This window comes from Streptomyces sp. NPDC005803, assembly GCF_040630435.1.
In the GTDB taxonomy this organism is placed as follows: domain Bacteria; phylum Actinomycetota; class Actinomycetes; order Streptomycetales; family Streptomycetaceae; genus Streptomyces.
In genome coordinates this window covers 1-19,833 of sequence record NZ_JBEXXO010000028.1, presented here as the reverse complement: position 1 = coordinate 19,833, position 19,833 = coordinate 1, and the positions used below count along the sequence as shown (strand labels likewise).

The following is a 19,833-nucleotide window of genomic DNA, read 5'->3' as shown; positions in this document are numbered from 1 at the left end:
AAGGAACCGTTATGACGGGGCTCGACCTGCGAATGGCGCAGAAGGTGCTCGACAGCCAGCCGTTCAGCGCCCTCGTCGGCGCGCGGATCACCGTCTTCGGCGACGGCGCGGCCACGCTGGAGATCGACAGCCGCGAGGACCTGCGGCAGCAGAACGGGTTCCTGCACGGCGGCGTGCTCGCCTACGCCGCCGACAACGCCCTCACCTTCGCCGCCGGAACGACGCTCGGCCCGGCGGTGCTGACCGGCGGCTTCTCCATCCAGTACCTCCGCCCCGCCACCGGGACCGCGCTCGTCGCGCGCGCGGAGGTCGTGCACACCGGCCGCCGGCAGGCCGTGGCGCGCTGCGATCTCTTCGTGGTGGGCCAGGACGGCGCCGAAACGCTCTGTGCCGTCGCCCAGGGCACCGTGCTGAGCGCCACCGCCTCCTGACGGACCTCCCGTGCGGGCGGCTGCCGGTCAGGCGGAGGGGATCTCCGTCAGCTCCACCGGCCGCCGCTCCCGCCGTGAGACCTCGCACGCCTCCGCGATCCGCAGGGCGCGCAGCGCCTCCCGGCCGTCGCACGGATTGGCGGCCTCGCCGCGCACCAGGCGGAGGAAGGCGTCCAGTTCGGCCTCGTACGCGGGGGCGAAGCGCTCCAGGAACCCCGGCCAGGGCCTGGCCGGGGCACCGGGGCCCTTCGGCTCGGCGGAGGTGAGCGGCGTGCGGTCGTCGAGGCCGACCGTGATCTGGTCCCGCTCGCCCGCGAGCTCCATCCGCACGTCGTACCCCGCGCCGTTGCAGCGGGTCGACGTCGCGGTGACGAGGGTGCCGTCGTCGAGCGTCAGCAGGGCCGCCGCCGTGTCCACGTCGCCGGCCGCCCGGAACATCGCGGGCCCGGCGTCCGACCCGGTGGCGTACGCCCGCGTCACCTCACGGCCCGTCACCCACCGCACCATGTCGAAGTCATGGATCAGGCAGTCCCGGAACAGCCCGCCGGAGAGCGGCAGATACGCGGCGGGCGGCGGTGCCGGATCGGAGGTCACCGCCCGTACGGTGTGCAGCCGGCCGAGCGCCCCGGCACGCACCGCGGCGCGTGCCGCCGCGTAGCCGGCGTCGAACCGGCGCATGAAGCCGAGCTGCAGGACGCTGTGCGCACGCTCCGCCTCACGCAGGGCCCTGAGGGTGCCCGCCAGATCCAGCGCCACGGGCTTCTCGCAGAAGGCGGGCACCCCGGCGCGCGCGGCCCGGCCGATCAGCTCGGCATGGGCGGAGGTGGCCGAGGCGATCACCACGGCGTCCACCCCGGCGTCGAACACCTCCGCCGCCGTGGCCACGGCGCGCGCCCCGGTCCGGCGGGCGACGGCGGCCGAGCGGGCCGGGTCGGTGTCCGCCACCACCAGTGCCTCCACCGCGGGATGGCGGGCGAGGACGCCCGCGTGGAAGGAGCCGATCCGGCCGGTGCCCAGGAGTCCGATGCGCATGGTCCCAACGTGCCGTCCGCCCGTAGCGGTGTCAACCTTATGTCTTGACAAATTGAGGGTCCTTTCCGGGAGATGAACGCCGGGAGGCTGTCCGGACAACAGGACGACCGCCCTGCCGGGGCCGCGGATGACCGGGATACGCTCCTGAGGTGCCGAAACCCCCCGCCGACGCCACGGCCCTCGACCTGAGCGTGGACCGCTCCAGCCCCGTCCCGCTCTACTACCAGCTCGCTCAGCAGCTGGAGGCGGCGATCGCGGACGGCAGACTGGCCGCCGGCGGACTCCTCGGCAACGAGATCGAGCTGGCCGCCCGGCTCGGACTGTCCCGGCCCACCGTCCGTCAGGCCATCCAGTCGCTCGTCGACAAGGGCCTGCTGGTCCGCCGCCGCGGCGTCGGCACGCAGGTGCTGCACAGCAAGGTCAGCCGACCGCTGGCGCTCAGCAGTCTGTACGACGACCTGGAGACCGCCGGCCGGCACCCCTCGACCACCGTCCTGACCAACGCCCCGCGGCCCGCGACGGCAGCCGTCGCCGCGGCGCTGGGCGTCCCGGAGGGGACCGAGGTGCAGTACATCGAGCGGCTGCGCGCGGCGGACGGCGAGCCGCTCGCCCTCCTGCGCAACCACCTGCCCGCCGGCCTCCTCGACCTGTCCGGCGACCGGCCGGCCGCCACCGGCCTCTACCGGATGATGCGGGGCGCGGGCATCACCCTGCACAGCGCCCGCCAGACCGTCGGCGCCCGCCTCGCCACCGCCGAGGAGGCGGGCCCGCTCGGCGAGAGCGAGGGCGCCGCCCTGCTCACGATGGAGCGCACCACCTTCGACGACACCGGCCGGGCGGTCGAATTCGGCTCCCACCTCTACCGCGCCTCGCGCTACGCCTTCGATTTCCAGCTCCTCGTACGGTGACACGGGGCTCCGGCTCTCGTACGGTGTCACAGGCTCCTCGGCTACCCGTACGGTGACGTCGGCCGCACCCGGCCGCCCCGGCTCCGTACACGCCCCGTTCCGACCCACGTGCCGCGCCCCTGCCGGGCGGGCGTGACCCGGGCTCGGGGATACTTGCCCAGCCGGGCCGGGACCGTACGGCCCCGGCTCCACCAGCAGCACAGCGAGCAGCACAAGAAGGGCACGGCGTCGTGGCAAGGGTTCGGACAGGGGTACGTGCGATGGGCGCCGTGCTTGCGGCGGTGCTCGGGGCATCCCTCATGGGATGCAGCAGCACCGGCGGCAAGCGGGCGGAGGAGCGTGCGGCCGAGGCCGCGGCCGAGGGCCGGTCCGCGGTGAACACGCCCCGCTGGACCTTCGCCATGGTCACCCACTCGGGCGACGGCGACACCTTCTGGGACATCGTCCAGAAGGGCGCCAAGATGGCGGCCGGCAAGGACAACATCAACTTCCTGTACTCGCACAACGACGAGGGGCAGCAGCAGGCCCAGCTCGTCCAGGCCGCCATCGACAAGAAGGTCGACGGGCTGATCGTCACGCTCGCCAAGCCCGACGCCATGAAGGACGTCGTCGCGAAGGCCACCAGGGCCGGCATCCCGGTCATCACGGTGAACTCGGGCTCCGCCGAGTCCAAGAGCTACGGCGCGCTCACCCACATCGGCCAGGACGAGTCGATCGCGGGCGAGGCCGTCGGCGACGAGCTCAACGCGCGCGGCCGCAAGAAGGCCCTGTGCATCCTGCACGAGCAGGGCAACGTCGGCCATGAGCAGCGCTGCGCCGGGGCGAAGAAGACCTTCGACGGCCAGATGCAGAACCTGTACGTCGAGGGCACCAACATGCCGGACGTCCAGGCCTCCATCGAGGCGAAGCTCCAGGCCGACAAGGACATCGACGCGATCGTCACCCTCGGCGCGCCGTTCGCGGACGCCGCCGTCAAGGCGAAGAAGACCGCCGGCAGCGACGCCGAGGTCGACACGTTCGACCTGAACGCCAAGGTCGCGGCCGACCTCCAGGCCAAGACCCTCGGCTTCGCCGTCGACCAGCAGCCCTACCTCCAGGGGTACGAGGCCGTCGACCTGCTCTGGCTCTACCGCTACAACCGCAACGTGCTCGGCGGCGGCCGGCCGGTCCTGACCGGCCCGCAGGTCATCACCTCCGACGACGCCGCCCAGCTGGCCGAATACGCGGACCGGGGCACCCGATGACCGCGGGCCCAGGTACGTCCTCCGCCGTGGCGGACGAGAGGCTGCTGCGCACCTCACCGCTGCGCAAGCTGCTCGGCCGTCCGGAGCTGGGCTCGGTCGTCGGCGCGCTGGCGGTCTTCCTCTTCTTCGCGATCGTCGCCGACAGCTTCCTGCGCGCCACCAGCTTCGGCACGGTGCTGTACGCGGCCTCCACCATCGGGATCATGGCGGCGCCGGTGGCGCTGCTGATGATCGGGGGGGAGTTCGACCTCTCCGCGGGCGTGATGGTCACCAGCTCCGCGCTGATCTCGTCGATGTTCAGCTACCAGATGACGGCCAACGTCTGGGTCGGCGTCTTCGTGTCGCTGCTGGTCACCCTGGCCTTCGGCGCGTTCAACGGCTTCATGCTGACGCGTACGAAACTGCCCAGCTTCATCATCACGCTCGGCACCTTCCTGATGCTGACCGGCCTGAACCTCGGCTTCACCAAGCTGATCAGCGGCACCGTGTCGACGAAGACCATCGGCAACATGGAGGGCTTCCCCTCGGCCCGCAAGGTCTTCGCCTCGCACTGGACGGTCGGCGGCGTCGAGCTGAAGGTGACCATCCTGTGGTGGGCCGTCCTCGTCGCGATCGCCACCTGGATCCTGCTCCGGACCCGCTTCGGCAACTGGATCTACGCGGTCGGCGGCGGCGCCGACGCGGCCCGCGCGGTCGGCGTCCCCGTGATCCGGACCAAGATCGGGCTCTACCTCGGGGTGGCCTTCGCCGCCTGGGTCTCCGGCCAGCACCTGCTGTTCAGCTACGACGTGGTGCAGTCCGGCGAAGGCGTCGGCAACGAGCTGATCTACATCATCGCGGCCGTCATCGGCGGCTGTCTGATCACCGGCGGCTACGGCTCCGCGATCGGCTCGGCGGTCGGCGCCGTCATCTTCGGCATGACCAGCAAGGGCATCGTGTACGCGGAGTGGAACCCGGACTGGTTCAAGTTCTTCCTCGGAGCCATGCTGCTCCTGGCCACCCTGCTCAACGCATGGGTACGCAAGCGCGCGGAGGCGACGAAATGACGGCCCCCCAGGTACCGAGCGGGCCGGCGGAGACCGACCGGCGGGCGCTGGTCGAGCTCGACCACGTCAGCAAGTACTACGGCAGCATCAAGGCGCTCCAGGACGTCTCGCTGGAGGTCCACGCGGGGGAGATCTCCTGTGTCCTCGGTGACAACGGCGCCGGCAAGTCCACCCTGATCAAGATCATCGCAGGGCTGCACCGCCACGACGCCGGGAGCTTCCTCATCGACGGCGAGGAGACCACGCTCGCCAACCCGCGCGACGCCCTGGACCGGGGCATCGCCACGGTCTACCAGGACCTCGCCGTCGTCCCCCTGATGCCGGTCTGGCGCAACTTCTTCCTCGGCTCCGAGCCGACGACGGGGGCCGGCCCCTTCAAGCGGCTCGACGTCCGGCTGATGCGGGAGACGACCCGCTCCGCGCTGCTGCGCATGGGCATCGACCTGCGCGACGTCGACCAGCCCATCGGCACCCTGTCCGGCGGCGAGCGGCAGTGCGTCGCCATCGCGCGGGCCGTCCACTTCGGCGCCAAGGTCCTCGTGCTGGACGAGCCGACCGCGGCGCTCGGCGTCAAGCAGTCCGGGGTGGTGCTGAAGTACGTCGCGGCCGCCCGGGACGCGGGACTCGGCGTGGTGCTCATCACGCACAACCCGCACCACGCGTATCTCGTCGGTGACCGCTTCGTCCTGCTCAAGCGGGGCGCCATGGCGGGCAGCCACACGAAGGACGGCGTCACACTGGACGAGCTGACCCGCCAGATGGCGGGCGGCAGCGAGCTGGACGAGCTCAGCCATGAGCTGGAGCGGGCGCCCGGGCCCGGCCCGCTGGGCGGCCTCCGGAACGAGGACGGCGCCTCGGAGTGACCCCGTCCACGGCTGTGCCCGGGCACCCGGCGGACCCGGTCTCCGGGCCCGCCGGGTGCCGGCCGGCAGGGCGGTCGCCGTACGGTCCCCGGCCGGAAATGGCAGAATCGACAGCGGTGGGCGCCGTCCGCCGCCGGAAGCACCACACACCGGCCCCCCGAACCCCGCAGGGACGATGAGCACGTACCGCGACTTCACACACCGCGGCTCCGCCCGCGCCACCGTCCTGCGGACCGTCGGCACCAGGGAGCGGCGCTCGCACCTCACCGCGCCGCGGGTGCCCACGGTCGGCATCGACATCGGGGGGACGAAGGTGATGGCCGGCGTCGTCGACGCCGACGGCAACATCCTGGAGACCCTGCGCACCGAGACGCCCGACAAGTCCAAGAGCCCCAAGGTCGTCGAGGACACCATCGTCGAGCTGGTGCTGGACCTCTCGGACCGGCACGACGTGCACGCGGTGGGCATCGGGGCGGCCGGCTGGGTCGACGCCGACCGCTCCAAGGTCCTGTTCGCCCCGCACCTGGCCTGGCGCGACGAGCCCCTGCGCGACGCCCTCGCCTCCCGGCTCGTCGTCCCCGTCATGGTGGACAACGACGCCAACACCGCCGCCTGGGCCGAATGGCGCTTCGGCGCCGGCCGGGGCGAGGACCACCTCGTCATGATCACGCTCGGCACCGGCATCGGCGGCGCGATCCTGGAGGACGGTCAGGTCAAGCGCGGCAAGTACGGCGTCGCCGGTGAGTTCGGCCACATGCAGGTGGTCCCCGGCGGTCACCGCTGCCCCTGCGGCAACCGCGGCTGCTGGGAGCAGTACAGCTCCGGCAACGCACTCGTCCGGGAAGCCAAGGAGCTGGCCGCGGCGGACTCCCCGGTGGCCCACGGAATCATCGAGCGGGTCAAGGGCAACATCCCCGACATCACCGGACCGCTCATCACCGAACTGGCCCGCGAGGGCGATGCGATGTGCATCGAGCTCCTCCAGGACATCGGCCAGTGGCTCGGCGTCGGCATCGCCAATCTCGCCGCCGCGCTCGACCCCTCCTGCTTCGTCATCGGAGGCGGTGTCAGCGCCGCCGACGACCTGCTGATCGGACCGGCCAGGGACGCCTTCAAACGGCAGCTCACCGGCCGCGGCTACCGCCCCGAGGCCCGGATCGCCAAGGCACAGCTCGGCCCCGAAGCAGGTATGGTCGGCGCGGCCGACCTCGCCCGGCTGGTGGCCCGCCGCTTCCGGCGCGCCAACCGCCGGCGCGTCGAGCGGTACGAGCGGTACGCCCAGATCTACGACCAGGCCGCCAGCACCATCCGTAACACGCGCAACACCCGCACTTCCTAGGGGCCCCACACCCATGACCGCAGCCGAGCACCCCGTCGTGCCGCGCCAGTCCCCGCCGCCCGGCGAGGGACCACCGCCCGAGGAGCGGCGCCGGACGATCCGGCGGCGTCTGATCACGGCGACCATCATCGTGCTGCTCATCGGCGTCCCGGCCGGCTATCTGCTGATCTCCGCGGGCCAGAGCCGCCGCTCCGGGCAGGACAAGGCCGCCGAGGCGGCGGCCCAGGGGCTCCGCGAGGGCTGGCCCTCGCGGATGCTCCGCCGGATCTTCGAGGTGCCGATCCCCCGGGACGCGGTGGAGGTCCAGTACTACGAGACCAACAACTGGAAGGCCAGCCGGATGTACGCGCAGTTCCGCACGACGTCCAACGGCCTCGACCGGTTCCTGACCCAGGTGGGCACGGGCCGCGCCGCTCTGGAGGCCGGCCGGGTCACCGTCGGCGAGCGCGACACGAAGATCGCCGGCTGGCACTTCGGCGGCGGCCTCTCGTGGGCGGGCACCACGCACACCAACGAGGACCCGCGCCCCACCCAGGACATCACCGTCGACATGACCGACCCGATGTCACCCGTCGTGTACGTCGTCTCCGCGGCGACCCCCTGACCTGAACCGCCGGGCGGCCGGCACCGGGCGCCCGGCGTCCGCCGGCGCGGTGGTGGCCCCGCGGATGCGGTCAGAAGTCGACGGGCTCGCGGATCAGCGGGCAGGTCATGCAGTGGCCGCCCCCGCGCCCGCGCCCGAGTTCGGCGCCGACGATCGTCAGGACCTCGACCCCCGCCTCGCGCAGCAGGGCGTTGGTCTGGGTGTTGCGGTCGTAGGTGAAGACGACGCCGGGACGCAGGGCGACGGCGTTGTTGCCGCTGTCCCACTGCTGCCGCTCGGAGGCGTAGACGTCGCCGCCCGTCTCGACCACCCGCAGCCGGGGCAGGCCGAGCCCCTTGGCCACGACGTCGACGAACGGCGTCGCCCCCTCGTCGGTGATCTCCACACCCGGGGCCTTGTCACCGGGGCGCAGCGAGAAGGTGTGCACGGCGTCCATGATCGTGGGGTAGAGGGTGACGATGTCGCGGTCGGCGAAGGTGAAGACCGTGTCGAGGTGCATGGCGGAGCGGAGCCTGGGCATCCCGGCGACGATGACCTGCTCGGCAGCGCCGTTCCTGAACAGGGAGGCGGCCACCTGGGTGATGGCCTGGCGGGAGGTGCGTTCGCTCATGCCCATGAGGACGACGCCGTTGCCGACGGGCATGATGTCCCCGCCCTCGAACGTGGCCTGCCCCCAGTCCTGTTCGGGGTCGCCCCACCACACCGCACTGTCCCTGAAGCCGGGGTGGAAGGTGTAGACCGCCTTCATCAGCAGGGTTTCGTCGTGCCGGGGCGGCCAGTAGAGCGGGTTCAGCGTCACACCGCCGTAGAGCCAGCAGGTGGTGTCACGGGTGTACAGGGTGTTGGGCAGCGGGGGCATGAGGTACTCCCTTGCTCCGGTCGCCTCACGGGCGAGCGCCAGGTAGCCGGACCGGAACTCGCCCGGCAGGTCGGCGGTGGACAGGCCGCCGATGAGGTACTCGGCGAGCTGGCGGGAGTCGAGGGCGTCCAGGAAGGCGCGGGTGTCGTCGAGGAGCCCGAGGCCCACCTCGTTGGCGACGATCTTGCGGTCCAGGAGCCAGCTCCTGGCCTCGGGGATGTCCATGGTGGCGGCGAGCAGATCGTGCAGCTCGACGACGTCGACCCCGTGCCCGGTCAGCTGGTCGACGAAGTCCGCGTGGTCGCGCCGCGCGTTCTCCACCCACATGACGTCGTCGAAGAGCAGGTCGTCGGCGTTGGTCGGGGTGAGCCGGCGATGGGCGAGGCCCGGCGCGCACACCAGGACCTTGCGGAGTTCGCCGACCTCGGAGTGGACGCCGAGGGCGGGTGCGGGAGCGGTGTCGGGACTCATGGCGGTGCGCCTTTCGGTCGGGTGGGGCACGGGTCGGGGACGGGTCACAGCTCGATCCAGCCCATCGCCAGGGCGATGACGCCCATCACGGCACCGGCGACCGAGACGGCGCAGATCAGGGCCTCGCGGGGGGAGAACGGGCGGCGGTCCTGCTCGCGCCGGGCCTTGACGAACAGGAACGTCGCGGGGGCGTAGAGGATGAAGGAGACGAGGACGAACTTCAGCCCGGCGGCGTACAGCAGGAACGCCGTGTACAGCGTGGCGACGACGGCGATCACGAGCTCCGGGCGGGTGCTCCGTCCGGAGCTCCTCGCACGGTCCGCCCCGAAGCAGATCTTCACCGCGAACGCGGCGGCGAGCAGGAACGGGATCAGGCTCAGTGCGCTGGTCAGGTCGAGCGCGAAGTTGAACGCGTCGTCGGAGAACATCGTGACGACCAGGACGATCTGGCTCAGCGTGGTGGTCATCAGCAGGGCGGGGACCGGGACGTCCTCGGCGGTGGCGCGGCCCAGGAACCGGGGCATGTCCTTGTCCTTGGCGGCGACGAAGAGCACTTCGGCGGCCATCAGCGTCCAGGCGAGGTACGCGCCGAGCACCGAGATGATGAGGCCGACGCTGACGAAGACCTTGCCCCAGGTGCCGACGGCGTGTTCCAGCACCCCGGCCATGGACGGCTGGCGCAGCTCGGCGATCTCGGCCATCGGCATGATGCCGTAGGAGACGAGGGTGACGGAGGCGAAGACAGCGAACACGCTGAGGAAGCCGAGGACCGTGGCCCGGCCGACGTCCTCCCGCCGCTTGGCGTGCCGGGAGTAGACGCTGGCGCCCTCCACTCCGAGGAAGACGAAGACCGTGGCCAGCATCGTCCCGCGGACCTGCTCGAACAGCGAGCCCGCGTAGTCGGCCCCGCCCCAGTTGTCCACGAAGACATCGGTGTCGAGGTAGAACAGCGCGAGGACGACGAACACCAGGATCGGCACGACCTTCGCCACGGTCACGATCTTGTTGATCGCCGCGGCCTCCTTGACGCCGCGTCGGATCAGCAGGAAGAACGCCCACAGTCCGACGGAGGAGAGGAGGACGGCGAGGAAGGTGTCGCCGTCACCGAGCGCGGGCCAGATCGCGCCGATCGTCGACATGATCAGTACCCAGTACGTGACGTTGCCGACGCAGGCGCTCGCCCAGTAGCCGAACGCCGAGAAGAAGCCGAGGTACTCGCCGAATCCGGCCTTGGCGTACGCGTACACGCCGGCGTCCAGGTCCGGCCGCCGCACGGCGAGGGCCTGGAAGACGAAGGCGAGCATCAGCATGCCCGTCCCCGCGATCGCCCAGGCGATCAGCGCCCCGGCCACCCCCGTCTCCTGCGCGAACCGGCGCGGCAGCGAGAAGACCCCGGCCCCGACCATCGAGCCGACCACCATGGCGGTCAGGGTCACCAGGGTCAGCTTGGCCGCCGGCCGGTCCCCGGAGGCCGGGGTCGCGGTGCTGGTCTCTGCGTTGCTCATGACTTCCCTCGTCTGTGCGGCGGTACGTGTGCCGGGAGGTGCGGGACGCCCGGCAGCCGGTCACCGCCTTCCGGTACTCACCGCGAGGACACCGGGCAGGGCCGCCGCGGCCGCGTGGTGCCGGCTCGGCGGCGGGGCCTGGACGCCGCGGGGGCGCACGCACCGGCCGGCGACGGCACAGGCACCGGACACCACCGGCGCCCGGCCCGCCCGTCCTCCGGCACCCCGGCCTCCCGTCCAGGAACCCAAGGGCTCCGGAACCCAGGAGGAACTCCAGCGCCACACGCATCCATGGAACGAAGATATAGTGCAATTCGGTACATAACGCGCCCTTGGGGCGTGTCGCGCGTGCGCGGAACCACCGCTCGCCGATGGGCCGGGGCGGTTTCGCCGACGCCGCGCGGGCCGGGCTGCCGCCGGCTCAGCACCTGCGCCCGGGACGGGGCCCGGCTGACGGACGGGGAAGTCCGGGCCCGGTGGCTACGAGCGGAACGGCTTGAGCGTGGCGCGGACCTGGTCGGCCGCGCCCCAGTCGTGCTCGTGCTGGGCGATGACGGCCAGGTGCTGCCGCAGCTGGATGACCGGCATCCTGGCGGGCCAGGCGTCGTCGAGCCCGGTCAGCTCCGCGTACTGCGCGAAGAACCGCTTCGCCTCGGGCGGGTGCGGCGAACTCCACAGATGGGCGAGATCCACTTCGGGCCACATGAAGGAGACCGCCGGGTCGATCAGGGCGGGCTGCCCGTCCGGGGTCGCGAGGATGTTGTGCGACCACAGGTCGCCGTGGGTGAGGCAGGGCGGCCGGGAAGGCAGCAGTTCGGGCAGCCGCTCGCACAGCCGCTCCAGCGCCCGCCGGTCCCGGGCGTCCAGCGCCGCCCGTACCCGGGGCTCGGGCAGCCAGCGGAGCAGACGGCTCCGGGCGAAGAACGCGTGCCCGTCGGCGTCCCAGGCGTTGTCCTGCCGGCATCGCCCCAGCCAGTTGTCACGGGGCCAGCCGAAGCGGTCGTGCACGGTGGTGGTGTGCAGCCGCGCCAGGGTGTGGGCGAGCCGCTCCCAGAAGTCCTCCCGGGCCGGACGCGCCTCCAGGGCGGAGAGCACCAGCACGTCCCGGCCGGCGTGCACCACCTCCGGGGTGGCGGCCCCGCCCATGTCGCGCAGCGACCGGAGCCCTTCCGCCTCCGCTACGAACAGCCCGTCGGCAGGCGTCTCGCGGAAGGCCTTCACGAAGACGGGCGGCCCGGTGCGGCGCGTCGCGAGTCCCGCGAGGGCGGCCACGCCCCCCTCGACCGGGGTCACCGACACGGCATCGCTCAGCCCCGCCCGGTGCAGCCGGTCAAGAAGCAGGGAGGGTGTCGACATGGTCATGACACGCAAGCTACCGCACGGCCCGGTGGCCGGTCGGTGGCGGCCGGTCGGTGGCGGCCGGGAATTGCCTCCTGGCCGAGGGCCGGTGGCCGTCCGGCGGCATAACGGCGCTGTCCGGGGTAGCCGCCGTTCATGGTGAACGAACAGCGCAGCGAGCAGGGCCCTCCCCGACGTCCCGTCCCGGGGAGCCACGGTCGGACGGAAGACCGGGAGGAAGGTGAGGGAGGCCGGGCGGCGGGGCCGGACGCCGAGGTGGAGCGCGAGGCTCCGGACGCGCCGACCGAGCTGGGCACCGCGTCGTGGTGGGCGATCCTCAAGCGGACGGCCAAGGAGTTCCAGCAGGACGAACTGACCGACCGGGCGGCAGCGCTGACCTACTACGGCATCCTGTCGCTCTTCCCGGCCCTCCTGGTCCTGGTCTCGCTCCTCGGGATCGCGGGGGAGTCGACCACGCGCAAGGCGCTGGACAACGTGGAGCAGCTGGCGCCGGGAGCCGCCAAGGACGTGCTCACGAGGGGGATCACCCAGGTGGAGGGCAGTGGCGGCACCGGCTCGGTGCTCGCGATCGTCGGCCTGCTGGGCGCGCTGTGGGTCGCCTCGGGCTACGTGGCGGCGTTCATGCGCGCGGCGAACGCCGTCTACGACCTGCCGGAGGGGCGGCCGTTGTGGAAGGTGCTGCCGGTGCGCGTCGGGCTCACCCTGGTGCTGATGGTCCTGGCCTGCGCGAGTGCCCTGATGGTGGTGCTGACCGGGGGGATAGCCCGCCAGCTCGGCGCCTTGCTGGGCGTCGGCGACACCGCGCTCACCATCTGGTCGGTCGCCAAGTGGCCCGCCCTGGTGGTCTGCGTGGCCGTCATGCTGGCGATCCTGTACTGGGCGGCGCCGAACGCCAAGGGGTGGGGCTTCAGGTTCGCGTCCCTGGGCAGTGTGCTGGCGCTCCTGATCTGGATGGTGGCCTCGGCGGGCTTCGCGTTCTACGTCGCCAACTTCGCCTCGTACAACAAGACGTACGGTGCGCTGGCCGGTGTCATCGTCTTCCTCGTCTGGCTGTGGATCACCAATCTGGCGATCCTGCTGGGCCTGGAGTTCGACGCGGAGATGGCTCGCGAACGCGCCATCCTGGGCGGCCACCCCCCGTTCGAGGAGCCCTACGTCGAGCCGCGCGACACCCGCACGTGGTCCGACGAGGACCGCCGGGCCATGGGTGAGGCCGGCCCCTCCGACGACTTGCTGCACGGCTGAGAGGCTGCCGAGGGACCGGCTCGACCGGGAACGGCGCGCTCAGGGATGGCGTTCCGTTCCGGCCAGGGCGCGGTCGAGGGCGGCGACGCCCAGGCCGGCCAGGACGATCTGGACGAGGCACTCGATCCAGTCGACGCCCCCGGTGTCGCCCACGCCCAGGACGGACGCCAGCAGCGAGCCGAGGAGCGCGGCGGCGATCCCGACGACGAGCGTCCACAGGACGCCGATGTGCTGACGGCCCGGCAGGCAGAGGCGTCCCAGCAGCCCCACCACGGCCCCGATGAGCAGAGCGCTGACGAGTCCGGAGATTTCCATGGCTGACTCCTTCGCGGTCGACGTATCCGCTCCGGGTACCCCGCCGGGCAGCCGGGACCCCTTGCGAGCGGGCCGGAGACGTACGTCCGTACGCCGCACTCACCGACATGAATCTTCATCAGAAATGCGCGGCGCGGTCATTCGGCACTCTGTTCGCGCATACGTCCGGATCGCAGGGGCAGGCGATCGGAAGCCACGAACGACGGAGGCCGGTCAGCGAGCGGTCCTCCCCGGCGACAGGTGGAGGGATGAGTACCGAGAAGGACACCGAAAAAGAGCAGGACGGAAAACGCGTCGACGTTCCCACCGCCATGCGGAAAGCCTCCGCGCAGCTCACCGAAATGCTCCAGTGCGAGCCGGGCTCCGTGTCCGCGGTGAAGGCGACGGAGGACGGGTGGGCGGCGGACGTGGAAGTGGTCGAGCTGGAACGGGTTCCGGACACCATGAGCGTCATGGCTTCCTACCGGGTGCAGCTCGACCCCCAGGGCCGGCTCATGTCCTACGAACGACTGCGCCGCTACGCCAGGGGCCAGATCGACCGTCGCTGACATTCCGTCGATCAGACGAAACAAGGATCACCGAAAGGAGTTCCCCATGACACTCGTGCAGCAGAGCAATGCGACGTCCGGCGGGAGCGGCTCGGGAAATCTCTATGACGTTCTCGAGCTCATACTCGACCGCGGCCTGGTCATCGACGCATTCGTCCGCGTATCCCTCGTAGGCATCGAGATCCTGAAAATCGATGTCCGGGTCGTGGTCGCCAGTGTCGACACGTATCTGCGGTTCGCCGAGGCGTGCAACCGGCTCGACCTGGAGTCCGGCCGCAAGGCGCCGAGCCAGCTCACCGACCTGGTCGGCGACATGACGGAGAACGGCGCCAAGGGCAAGTCCAAGGGCGTGCTGACCGGAGCCGTCGAGGCCTTCAGCGAATCGTTGCAGGGCAAGCGCGACGAGCCCGAGGAGGAGCCGCGTAAGCGGCCGGCCCGAAAGACCACGTCCAGCCGTCAGACCCAGCGAAGCGGAGAGTAGCGGTGTCCACCTACATCTACGCCATCACCGGTGCCGACCATCCACTGCCGTTGAACGGCCTGCACGGTGTGGGCGAGCCCGCCTCGGCGCTGCGCACGCTGTCCACCGACCGGCTGGCGGCCGTGGTCAGCGACGCGCCTGAAGGACTCCGCGCCAAGCGCCGCGATGTGATGGCCCATCAGGGCGTGCTGGAGGCGCTGATGGCGGGTGGCGCCACCCTGCCCATGCGGTTCGGCCTGGTGGGACCCGACGACGACGAGGTCATCGCGGCCCTGGACCGGGAGGCCGACGCGTACGGTGAGCGGCTCGCGGAACTGGACGGCCAGGTGGAGTACAACCTCAAGGCCGGCCGGGACGAGGAGGACCTCCTGCGGGAGATCATGACCGAGTCCGAAGAGATCCGGCAGCTCAACGAGCGGACCCGCGCCCAGGGAAGCCACGACGACCGGGTCGCCCTGGGAGAGCTGGTGGCCCGTGAGGTGGCCGAGCGCCACCGGAGGGAGGCCGAGGACGTGGCCGCCCGGCTGGCGGACGTCGTCACCCGCAACTCGCACGCGGAGCCGGCCCCCCAGCAGTTCCTGAACCTGTCCTTCCTCGTGCCCCGGGCCCGGACCGACGCCTTCGTGGCCGCGGTCCAGCGTGAGGCGGATCAGCGGGGCGACGCGTACTCGTTCACCCTGACCGGCCCGCTGCCGCCGTACAGCTTCGTCTGAAGGCCGGGCCCGTCCGGCTCCCCGGAGCGGAGGTGATCTGCCGCCATGGGCCTCATCAGCAGCATCCTGACCCTGCCGCTAGCCCCCGTGCGGGGGACGGTCTGGGTCCTGGACCAGGTGGTCCAGGCCGCCGAGGAGGAGTACTACGACCCCGAGCCGGTGCGGGCCCGGCTCGCGCAGCTGGAGCAGGAGCTGATCGACGGTTCCATCGACGCCGAGGAGTTCGACCGGCGCGAGGACGAACTGCTCGACCGGCTGGACGAGATCGAGGAGTACCGGGAACAGAAGCGGCGTACGCCGTGACCATCAGCCACAACCACACGTGAACGGGGAGATCCGAGGTGCATCGCAGATGACGAAGAACGCCAAGATAGGCGCGGCTCTGGTGGGGGGATACCTGCTGGGGCGTACGAAGAAGGCCAAACTCGCCCTGGGGTTCGGGATGTTCCTCCTCGGCAAGAAGATCGATCTCGACCCGCGGCAGATCGGCAGGATGCTGGCCGACTCGCCGGTTCTGGGCTCCCTCAACGACCAGGTGCGCAAGGAACTGGTGGACGCCACCAGGACAGCGGCCACGAAGGCCGTCACCCAGCGGGCGGGCAGTCTGGCCGACTCGCTGCAGCAGCGCACCCAGGCACTGGCGGCCGGCCCCGCAGCCGACGACGAGGCCGACGCGGACCAGGAGACGGAGCAGGACACGGACCAGGACGAGGACACCGGGGAGGACGAGCAGCCCAGGCGCACCCCCCGCAAGCCGGCCGCCGCGTCCAAGTCCGCCTCGAAGAGCCGGTCCTCGTCCGGCCAAAGCCGGTCCGGCAGCGCGGACAAGGGCTCCGCCCCGGCGCGCAAGCGCACCGGATCCGCCCGCAAGACCGCGGCGTCCGGCGCCCGCAAGACGGCGGCGTCCGGCGCCCGCAAGGCCCGGGGAGGCGACCGTGCCTGACTCCGCACTCGGCGGCATCAAGGACGACGTGGCCAAGAGCCCGGCCGCCGACCGCCTCAAGGAGGAGCTGCAGAACTACCTCCGGGCCCGCGCCGAACACGCGGTGACCCAGCTGGGCCACCGCCTCGGCGACTCCGTGTCCAAGCTCGCGGAGCCGGGCGGCGGGGGCGGCGCGCTCAAGGGTCTCGCCAAGGGGGGACAGGCCCTCAAGGAAGGCAAGTCACCCGCTCAGGCCGCCCTGACCGCGGGAGCCTCCCATCTCAAGGACACCGTCAAGGACAAGGTCAAGGGTTTGTTCGGCAAGGGACGCAAATCCGGTGGCGGCAAGTCCAAGAGCGTCACCATCGTCGAGGACATCGACGTCGGTGTGCCGGTCCGCGAGGCGTACGACCAGTGGACCCAGTTCCAGGAGTTCAGCTCGTTCGCCAAGGGCGTCGTGAGCGTGGAGAAGGCGGACGACACCACGAGCAACTGGAAGGTGAAGGTCGCCAAGTCCACGCGTAGCTGGAAGGCGAACGTCACCGAGCAGGTGCCTGACGAACGCATCACCTGGACCACCGAAGGCGCCAAGGGCACCGTCAAGGGCGTGGTCACCTTCCACGCGATCACCGACGACCTCACCCGGGTCCTGCTGGTCCTCGAATACTTCCCCAAGGGCCTGTTCGAGAAGACCGGCAACATCTGGCGCGCCCAGGGCCGCCGTGCCCGGCTCGACCTCAAGCTCTACCGCAAGTTCATCATGATGCGGGGCGAGGCGACCGACAGCTGGCGCGGCGAGATCCGCGACGGAGAAGTCGTCGTCAGCCACGACGAAGCGCTCGACGAGGAAGAGGCGCAGGCGTCGCAGGCACAGGACGACGAGGGCGCCGGGGCCGACGAGGGCCGTACCGACGAGGACGCGTCCGAGGACGAGATGCCCGAGGACGAGCAGCCGCACGACGAGGACGACTCCGGGTACGAGGACGAGCCCCTGGACGAGGACGCCCCGGACGAGGACGAGGAACTCCCGGACGAGGAACTCCAGGACGAGGAAGCCCCGGAGGAGGACGTCCCGGAGGAGGACGAGGAGCCGGCGGACGAGGACGTGGAGCCGGAGGACGAAGCCGAGGCGGAGGACGTCGCGGACGAGGAGGACGAGCCCGCGTACGAGGACGACGCCGACGCCGAGGAGCCGGAGGAGGAAGCGGCGGAGGAGGAGCCCCGGCCGGCCGCACGCTCCCGACGCCGCCGTAAGGCCGACGCCGGCCGGTGACCGGCGCAGCGCACAGATCCGCACCGAGACCCCACGGAAAGGCGTGAGACACCGTGTCCGATTCACTCGCCGGCCGACTGCCGGCCCCGTCCCGGGGGGCCGCCCCGGCGTACGGGCAGCAGGGCGCGTCGGCCAACCTCGCCGACATCCTGGAAAGGGTGCTGGACAAGGGCATCGTCATCGCCGGGGACATCCAGATCAATCTGCTCGACATCGAGCTGCTCACCATCAAGCTCCGCCTCCTCGTCGCGTCCGTCGACAAGGCCAAGGAGATGGGCATCGACTGGTGGGAACACGATCCGTCGCTCTCCTCACGAGCCCGCCCCGCACGCGAGGCAGGCTCCGGCGGTGACGCCCCGGCCGGGGACCGCTCCGGCAGCGAGGCCCTGGCCGAGGAGAACGAGCAGTTGCGTGCCGAACTGGCCCGGCTGCGGTCGCAGGCGGGCCTTCCGGGGGCCACCGGCGCCCCAGGCCGGCCGGCCGAGGCCGAACGGGAGGAGGGACGATGAGCACCCCACCGAACGCGACCGGCGGCCTTCCGGCCCCCGGCGCCGAGGAGATGACGTACGTCTACGCGGTCGGCCGCGACAGCCCCGCCCTGCACGGGCTGGCCTCCCGGCTGCCGGGCGTGGACGGGCGGCCCCTGCGCCCGGTCGGCGGGGGAGGGTTGTGCGCGCTCGTCTCCTCCGTGCCGGCGGACACGTTCAGCGAGCAGGGCCTCAGCGCGCAGATGGAGGACCTGGAGCGGCTCGAAGCGGTCGCCCGCGCCCATCACGCGGTGGTCGACGCCGCGTTCGCCGAGACCTCGGTCCTGCCGATGCGGCTGGCCACGGTCTATCTGGGCGACGCGCGGGTGGCCGACATGCTGGTCAGGCAACGCAGCGAGTTCCAGGAGCTGTTGGGGCGACTGGAAGGCCATGTCGAGCTGGGGGTGAAGGTCTACGCCGATCCGGGCGCCGCGACCACGCCGGCGCCGGCCGCCTCCCCCTCCGCGAAGGCCGGCAGCGGCCGCGCCTATCTGCGGCAGCGCCAGGCGCAGCAGCGCACCAGCCAGGATGCGTACCGGGTGGCGTCCGACCTGGCCGCCCGTGCCGTGCGGCTGGCCGAGAGCGTGGCAGCCTCGCGGGTGGTCCACCGTCCGCAGCAGGGGCAGCTCGCCTCCCGCCCCGGGGTGAACGTCGCGAACGAGGCGTACCTCGTGCCCCGGGAGCACACGGATCAGCTGAGCCGGGAACTCTCCGCGCTGGCCGACGGCACCCCCGGGGTCGCCGTCGAGGTGACCGGGCCGTGGGCGCCCTACTCGTTCGCCACGGCCGTCGTGGCGGACGGTGGTGGGGCCCGGTGAGCACGGACATCGTCGGCGGGGTCCTCGGCGAGACGGAGGCGCGCGGAGGACCGCCCATCGCGCTGATCGACCTTCTGGACCGCCTGCTGAACGGCGGCGCGGTGCTCACCGGCGACCTGGTCCTGTCCATCGCCGACGTGGACCTCGTCCACATCAATCTTCGAGCGGTGATCCGGTCGATCACGGGTGAGGAGCCGGCGCCGTGGTGAGCCCGCGGCCCGGTTCCGCGCCCGGCCGGGCGACCCGAAGGAGGAGGCGGACACGATGACCGACGGCGAACACGCACGTGGTGCGGCGGGCACATCCGCCGCGACGGCCGACGAGGTGGTGCGCGCCGCTGCCCAGGCGTTCGGGCTCGGCCCCGCGCGACCGGACGGCCACGGCCCCCCGGCCGCGGCCCAGCGGCTGTCCACCGACCCGGACACCGTGGAGCGCGATCTCATCAAGCTGGTGCTCACCATCGTCGAACTGCTCCGCCAGCTCATGGAGCGAACCGCCATCCACCGCGTCGACGAGGGCGACCTCAGTGAGGTCCAGGAGGAACGGATCGGGATGACGCTGATGATCCTGCACGAACGCATGACGGAACTGTGCGACCGCTACGACCTGACGATGGACGACCTCAATCTCGACCTGGGGCCGCTCGGATCGCTGCTTCCGCACAACGGCGCCTGAGCGCCCCGGACTTAGGTTTCAGTGCACCACCCAAGGCAAGGAGGAGGCCATGACCGCTGACAACAAGGACACCAAGAACTCCACTCCGAGCAAGGGCAGGACCACCACCGCCCGCAAGACCGCCGCCTCGGCCCGCAAGACGGCCGGCGCAGGCACCGAGGCCGCGGGCAAGCAGGCTGCCGCGACGGCCGACACGGCCCGGTCCGAGGCCGAGGGCGCCAAGGCCTCTGCCTCCCACACCGTGCGGGCGGCCGGAGAGTCCACCCGGCGCGCCGGGCGCGCGGCGGCCGCCGGTCTGCAGAGCGGACAGCAGGTGGTGACGGCCAACGCCGCCAAGGCCGCGAGCGTGGCCACCACGGCCTGGACCGTCATCAAGCACAGGAAGGCGGTCGCCGCCGGTGCCGCGGCGGGGGTCGCCGGTGTCGCCGGAGCGGCCTTCGCCATCGGCCGCTCCACCGCCAAGCCGCCGACGGGCCCCCTGACCCGGCTGGCGCGCGGCAGAATCTGACGGACGAGGACGAGGTCCGGGGCCGCACGCGCCCGGACGCCGGACGTGGGCCGGGGCGGGAGATCCTTCTAGACCCGGCTGCCCGACAGCCGCGTGATGATCGAGATCCACGACAAGGGCATCGGCCTCACCGCCGAGGACTTCGCC

The 19,833-nt window shown here is 71.7% G+C and carries 24 protein-coding genes; 19 read left to right on the top strand and 5 right to left on the bottom strand.

The annotated features are described in order from the left end of the window. The first annotated feature begins 11 nt into the window (after window positions 1-11). Window positions 12-431 (top strand): PaaI family thioesterase, encoded by a 420-nt coding sequence (locus ABZ454_RS31330; RefSeq protein WP_356317066.1) that lies wholly within the window; start codon window positions 12-14, stop codon window positions 429-431. Between the two features lie 27 nt (window positions 432-458). On the opposite strand, the gene ABZ454_RS31325 is transcribed toward ABZ454_RS31330, so the two are convergent. Further along, on the bottom strand, window positions 459-1,463 hold the full coding sequence (locus ABZ454_RS31325) for a Gfo/Idh/MocA family oxidoreductase (protein WP_356317068.1): 1,005 nt from the start codon (window positions 1,461-1,463) through the stop codon (window positions 459-461). A 149-nt stretch (window positions 1,464-1,612) separates the two neighbouring features. On the opposite strand from ABZ454_RS31325, the gene ABZ454_RS31320 reads away from it, so the two are divergent. From ABZ454_RS31320 to ABZ454_RS31295, 6 genes are all read left to right on the top strand, one after another. Further along, on the top strand, window positions 1,613-2,371 hold the full coding sequence (locus tag ABZ454_RS31320; protein WP_359542951.1) for a GntR family transcriptional regulator: 759 nt from the start codon (window positions 1,613-1,615) through the stop codon (window positions 2,369-2,371). 260 nt (window positions 2,372-2,631) lie between these two features. Beyond that, window positions 2,632-3,615, top strand: a complete 984-nt coding sequence (locus ABZ454_RS31315; protein ID WP_356317072.1) for a sugar ABC transporter substrate-binding protein — start codon at window positions 2,632-2,634, stop codon at window positions 3,613-3,615. Beyond that, window positions 3,612-4,661, top strand: coding sequence for an ABC transporter permease (locus ABZ454_RS31310; protein ID WP_359542950.1), 1,050 nt, complete (start codon window positions 3,612-3,614; stop codon window positions 4,659-4,661). Before ABZ454_RS31315 ends, ABZ454_RS31310 begins: the two co-directional genes overlap by 4 nt. Further along, on the top strand, window positions 4,658-5,524 hold the full coding sequence (locus tag ABZ454_RS31305) for an ATP-binding cassette domain-containing protein (RefSeq protein WP_359542949.1): 867 nt from the start codon (window positions 4,658-4,660) through the stop codon (window positions 5,522-5,524). Before ABZ454_RS31310 ends, ABZ454_RS31305 begins: the two co-directional genes overlap by 4 nt. 175 nt (window positions 5,525-5,699) lie before the next feature. Further along, window positions 5,700-6,863, top strand: coding sequence for an ROK family glucokinase (locus ABZ454_RS31300; RefSeq protein ID WP_356317078.1), 1,164 nt, complete (start codon window positions 5,700-5,702; stop codon window positions 6,861-6,863). Window positions 6,864-6,876: 13 nt separating this feature from the next. Further along, window positions 6,877-7,467: a hypothetical protein gene (locus tag ABZ454_RS31295; protein WP_359542948.1), complete on the top strand. Its 591-nt coding sequence runs from the start codon at window positions 6,877-6,879 to the stop codon at window positions 7,465-7,467. A 70-nt stretch (window positions 7,468-7,537) separates the two neighbouring features. On the opposite strand, the gene ABZ454_RS31290 is transcribed toward ABZ454_RS31295, so the two are convergent. From ABZ454_RS31290 to ABZ454_RS31280, 3 genes are all read right to left on the bottom strand, one after another. Beyond that, window positions 7,538-8,797: an arginine deiminase gene (locus ABZ454_RS31290; protein WP_359542947.1), complete on the bottom strand. Its 1,260-nt coding sequence runs from the start codon at window positions 8,795-8,797 to the stop codon at window positions 7,538-7,540. A gap of 44 nt (window positions 8,798-8,841) precedes the next feature. Continuing rightward, complete coding sequence (locus ABZ454_RS31285; RefSeq protein ID WP_359542945.1) at window positions 8,842-10,302, bottom strand: basic amino acid/polyamine antiporter; 1,461 nt, start codon at window positions 10,300-10,302, stop codon at window positions 8,842-8,844. 480 nt (window positions 10,303-10,782) lie between these two features. Further along, on the bottom strand, window positions 10,783-11,664 hold the full coding sequence (locus ABZ454_RS31280; protein WP_359542944.1) for a fructosamine kinase family protein: 882 nt from the start codon (window positions 11,662-11,664) through the stop codon (window positions 10,783-10,785). A gap of 132 nt (window positions 11,665-11,796) precedes the next feature. Between ABZ454_RS31280 and ABZ454_RS31275 the strand changes: the two genes are divergently transcribed. Next, window positions 11,797-12,906: a YhjD/YihY/BrkB family envelope integrity protein gene (locus tag ABZ454_RS31275; RefSeq protein ID WP_359542943.1), complete on the top strand. Its 1,110-nt coding sequence runs from the start codon at window positions 11,797-11,799 to the stop codon at window positions 12,904-12,906. Between the two features lie 39 nt (window positions 12,907-12,945). Here the strand turns inward: ABZ454_RS31275 and ABZ454_RS31270 are convergent, their stop codons facing one another. After that, window positions 12,946-13,221, bottom strand: a complete 276-nt coding sequence (locus ABZ454_RS31270; RefSeq protein ID WP_359542942.1) for a GlsB/YeaQ/YmgE family stress response membrane protein — start codon at window positions 13,219-13,221, stop codon at window positions 12,946-12,948. Window positions 13,222-13,469: 248 nt separating this feature from the next. Here ABZ454_RS31270 and ABZ454_RS31265 point away from each other — a divergent pair, with 248 nt between their 5' ends. Genes ABZ454_RS31265 through ABZ454_RS31215 form a run of 11 tightly spaced genes read left to right on the top strand, consistent with a single transcriptional unit; the run spans window position 13,470 to window position 19,686 of the window. Then, window positions 13,470-13,769: a gas vesicle protein gene (locus ABZ454_RS31265; protein ID WP_356317092.1), complete on the top strand. Its 300-nt coding sequence runs from the start codon at window positions 13,470-13,472 to the stop codon at window positions 13,767-13,769. A gap of 46 nt (window positions 13,770-13,815) precedes the next feature. After that, window positions 13,816-14,250, top strand: coding sequence for a gas vesicle structural protein GvpA (locus tag ABZ454_RS31260; RefSeq protein WP_356317094.1), 435 nt, complete (start codon window positions 13,816-13,818; stop codon window positions 14,248-14,250). A gap of 2 nt (window positions 14,251-14,252) precedes the next feature. Further along, window positions 14,253-14,963 carry a GvpL/GvpF family gas vesicle protein gene (locus tag ABZ454_RS31255; protein WP_359542940.1) on the top strand — a complete coding sequence of 237 codons (711 nt, stop codon included), beginning with the start codon at window positions 14,253-14,255 and terminating at the stop codon, window positions 14,961-14,963. 45 nt (window positions 14,964-15,008) lie between these two features. Continuing rightward, the gene (locus ABZ454_RS31250; protein ID WP_356317098.1) at window positions 15,009-15,266 is read left to right on the top strand and encodes a gas vesicle protein GvpG; all 258 of its coding nucleotides are present in this window, start codon (window positions 15,009-15,011) and stop codon (window positions 15,264-15,266) included. A 49-nt stretch (window positions 15,267-15,315) separates the two neighbouring features. Beyond that, complete coding sequence (locus ABZ454_RS31245) at window positions 15,316-15,906, top strand: hypothetical protein (protein WP_359542938.1); 591 nt, start codon at window positions 15,316-15,318, stop codon at window positions 15,904-15,906. Further along, window positions 15,899-17,158 (top strand): SRPBCC family protein, encoded by a 1,260-nt coding sequence (locus tag ABZ454_RS31240; protein WP_359542936.1) that lies wholly within the window; start codon window positions 15,899-15,901, stop codon window positions 17,156-17,158. The genes ABZ454_RS31245 and ABZ454_RS31240 overlap by 8 nt, the downstream gene beginning before the upstream one ends. A 53-nt stretch (window positions 17,159-17,211) precedes the next feature. Then, window positions 17,212-17,667: a gas vesicle protein gene (locus ABZ454_RS31235; RefSeq protein ID WP_356317104.1), complete on the top strand. Its 456-nt coding sequence runs from the start codon at window positions 17,212-17,214 to the stop codon at window positions 17,665-17,667. Further along, a complete protein-coding gene (locus tag ABZ454_RS31230) occupies window positions 17,664-18,503 on the top strand; it encodes a GvpL/GvpF family gas vesicle protein (RefSeq protein WP_359542935.1) in 840 nt (279 codons plus the stop codon). Before ABZ454_RS31235 ends, ABZ454_RS31230 begins: the two co-directional genes overlap by 4 nt. Beyond that, window positions 18,500-18,712, top strand: coding sequence for a gas vesicle protein (locus ABZ454_RS31225; protein ID WP_356317108.1), 213 nt, complete (start codon window positions 18,500-18,502; stop codon window positions 18,710-18,712). Before ABZ454_RS31230 ends, ABZ454_RS31225 begins: the two co-directional genes overlap by 4 nt. Window positions 18,713-18,767: 55 nt before the next feature. Next, entirely contained in the window at window positions 18,768-19,178 is a 411-nt protein-coding gene (locus ABZ454_RS31220) for a gas vesicle protein K (protein WP_359542934.1), read from the top strand. Window positions 19,179-19,227: 49 nt separating this feature from the next. Next, window positions 19,228-19,686, top strand: coding sequence for a hypothetical protein (locus ABZ454_RS31215; RefSeq protein ID WP_359542933.1), 459 nt, complete (start codon window positions 19,228-19,230; stop codon window positions 19,684-19,686). Window positions 19,687-19,833: the final 147 nt, after the last annotated feature.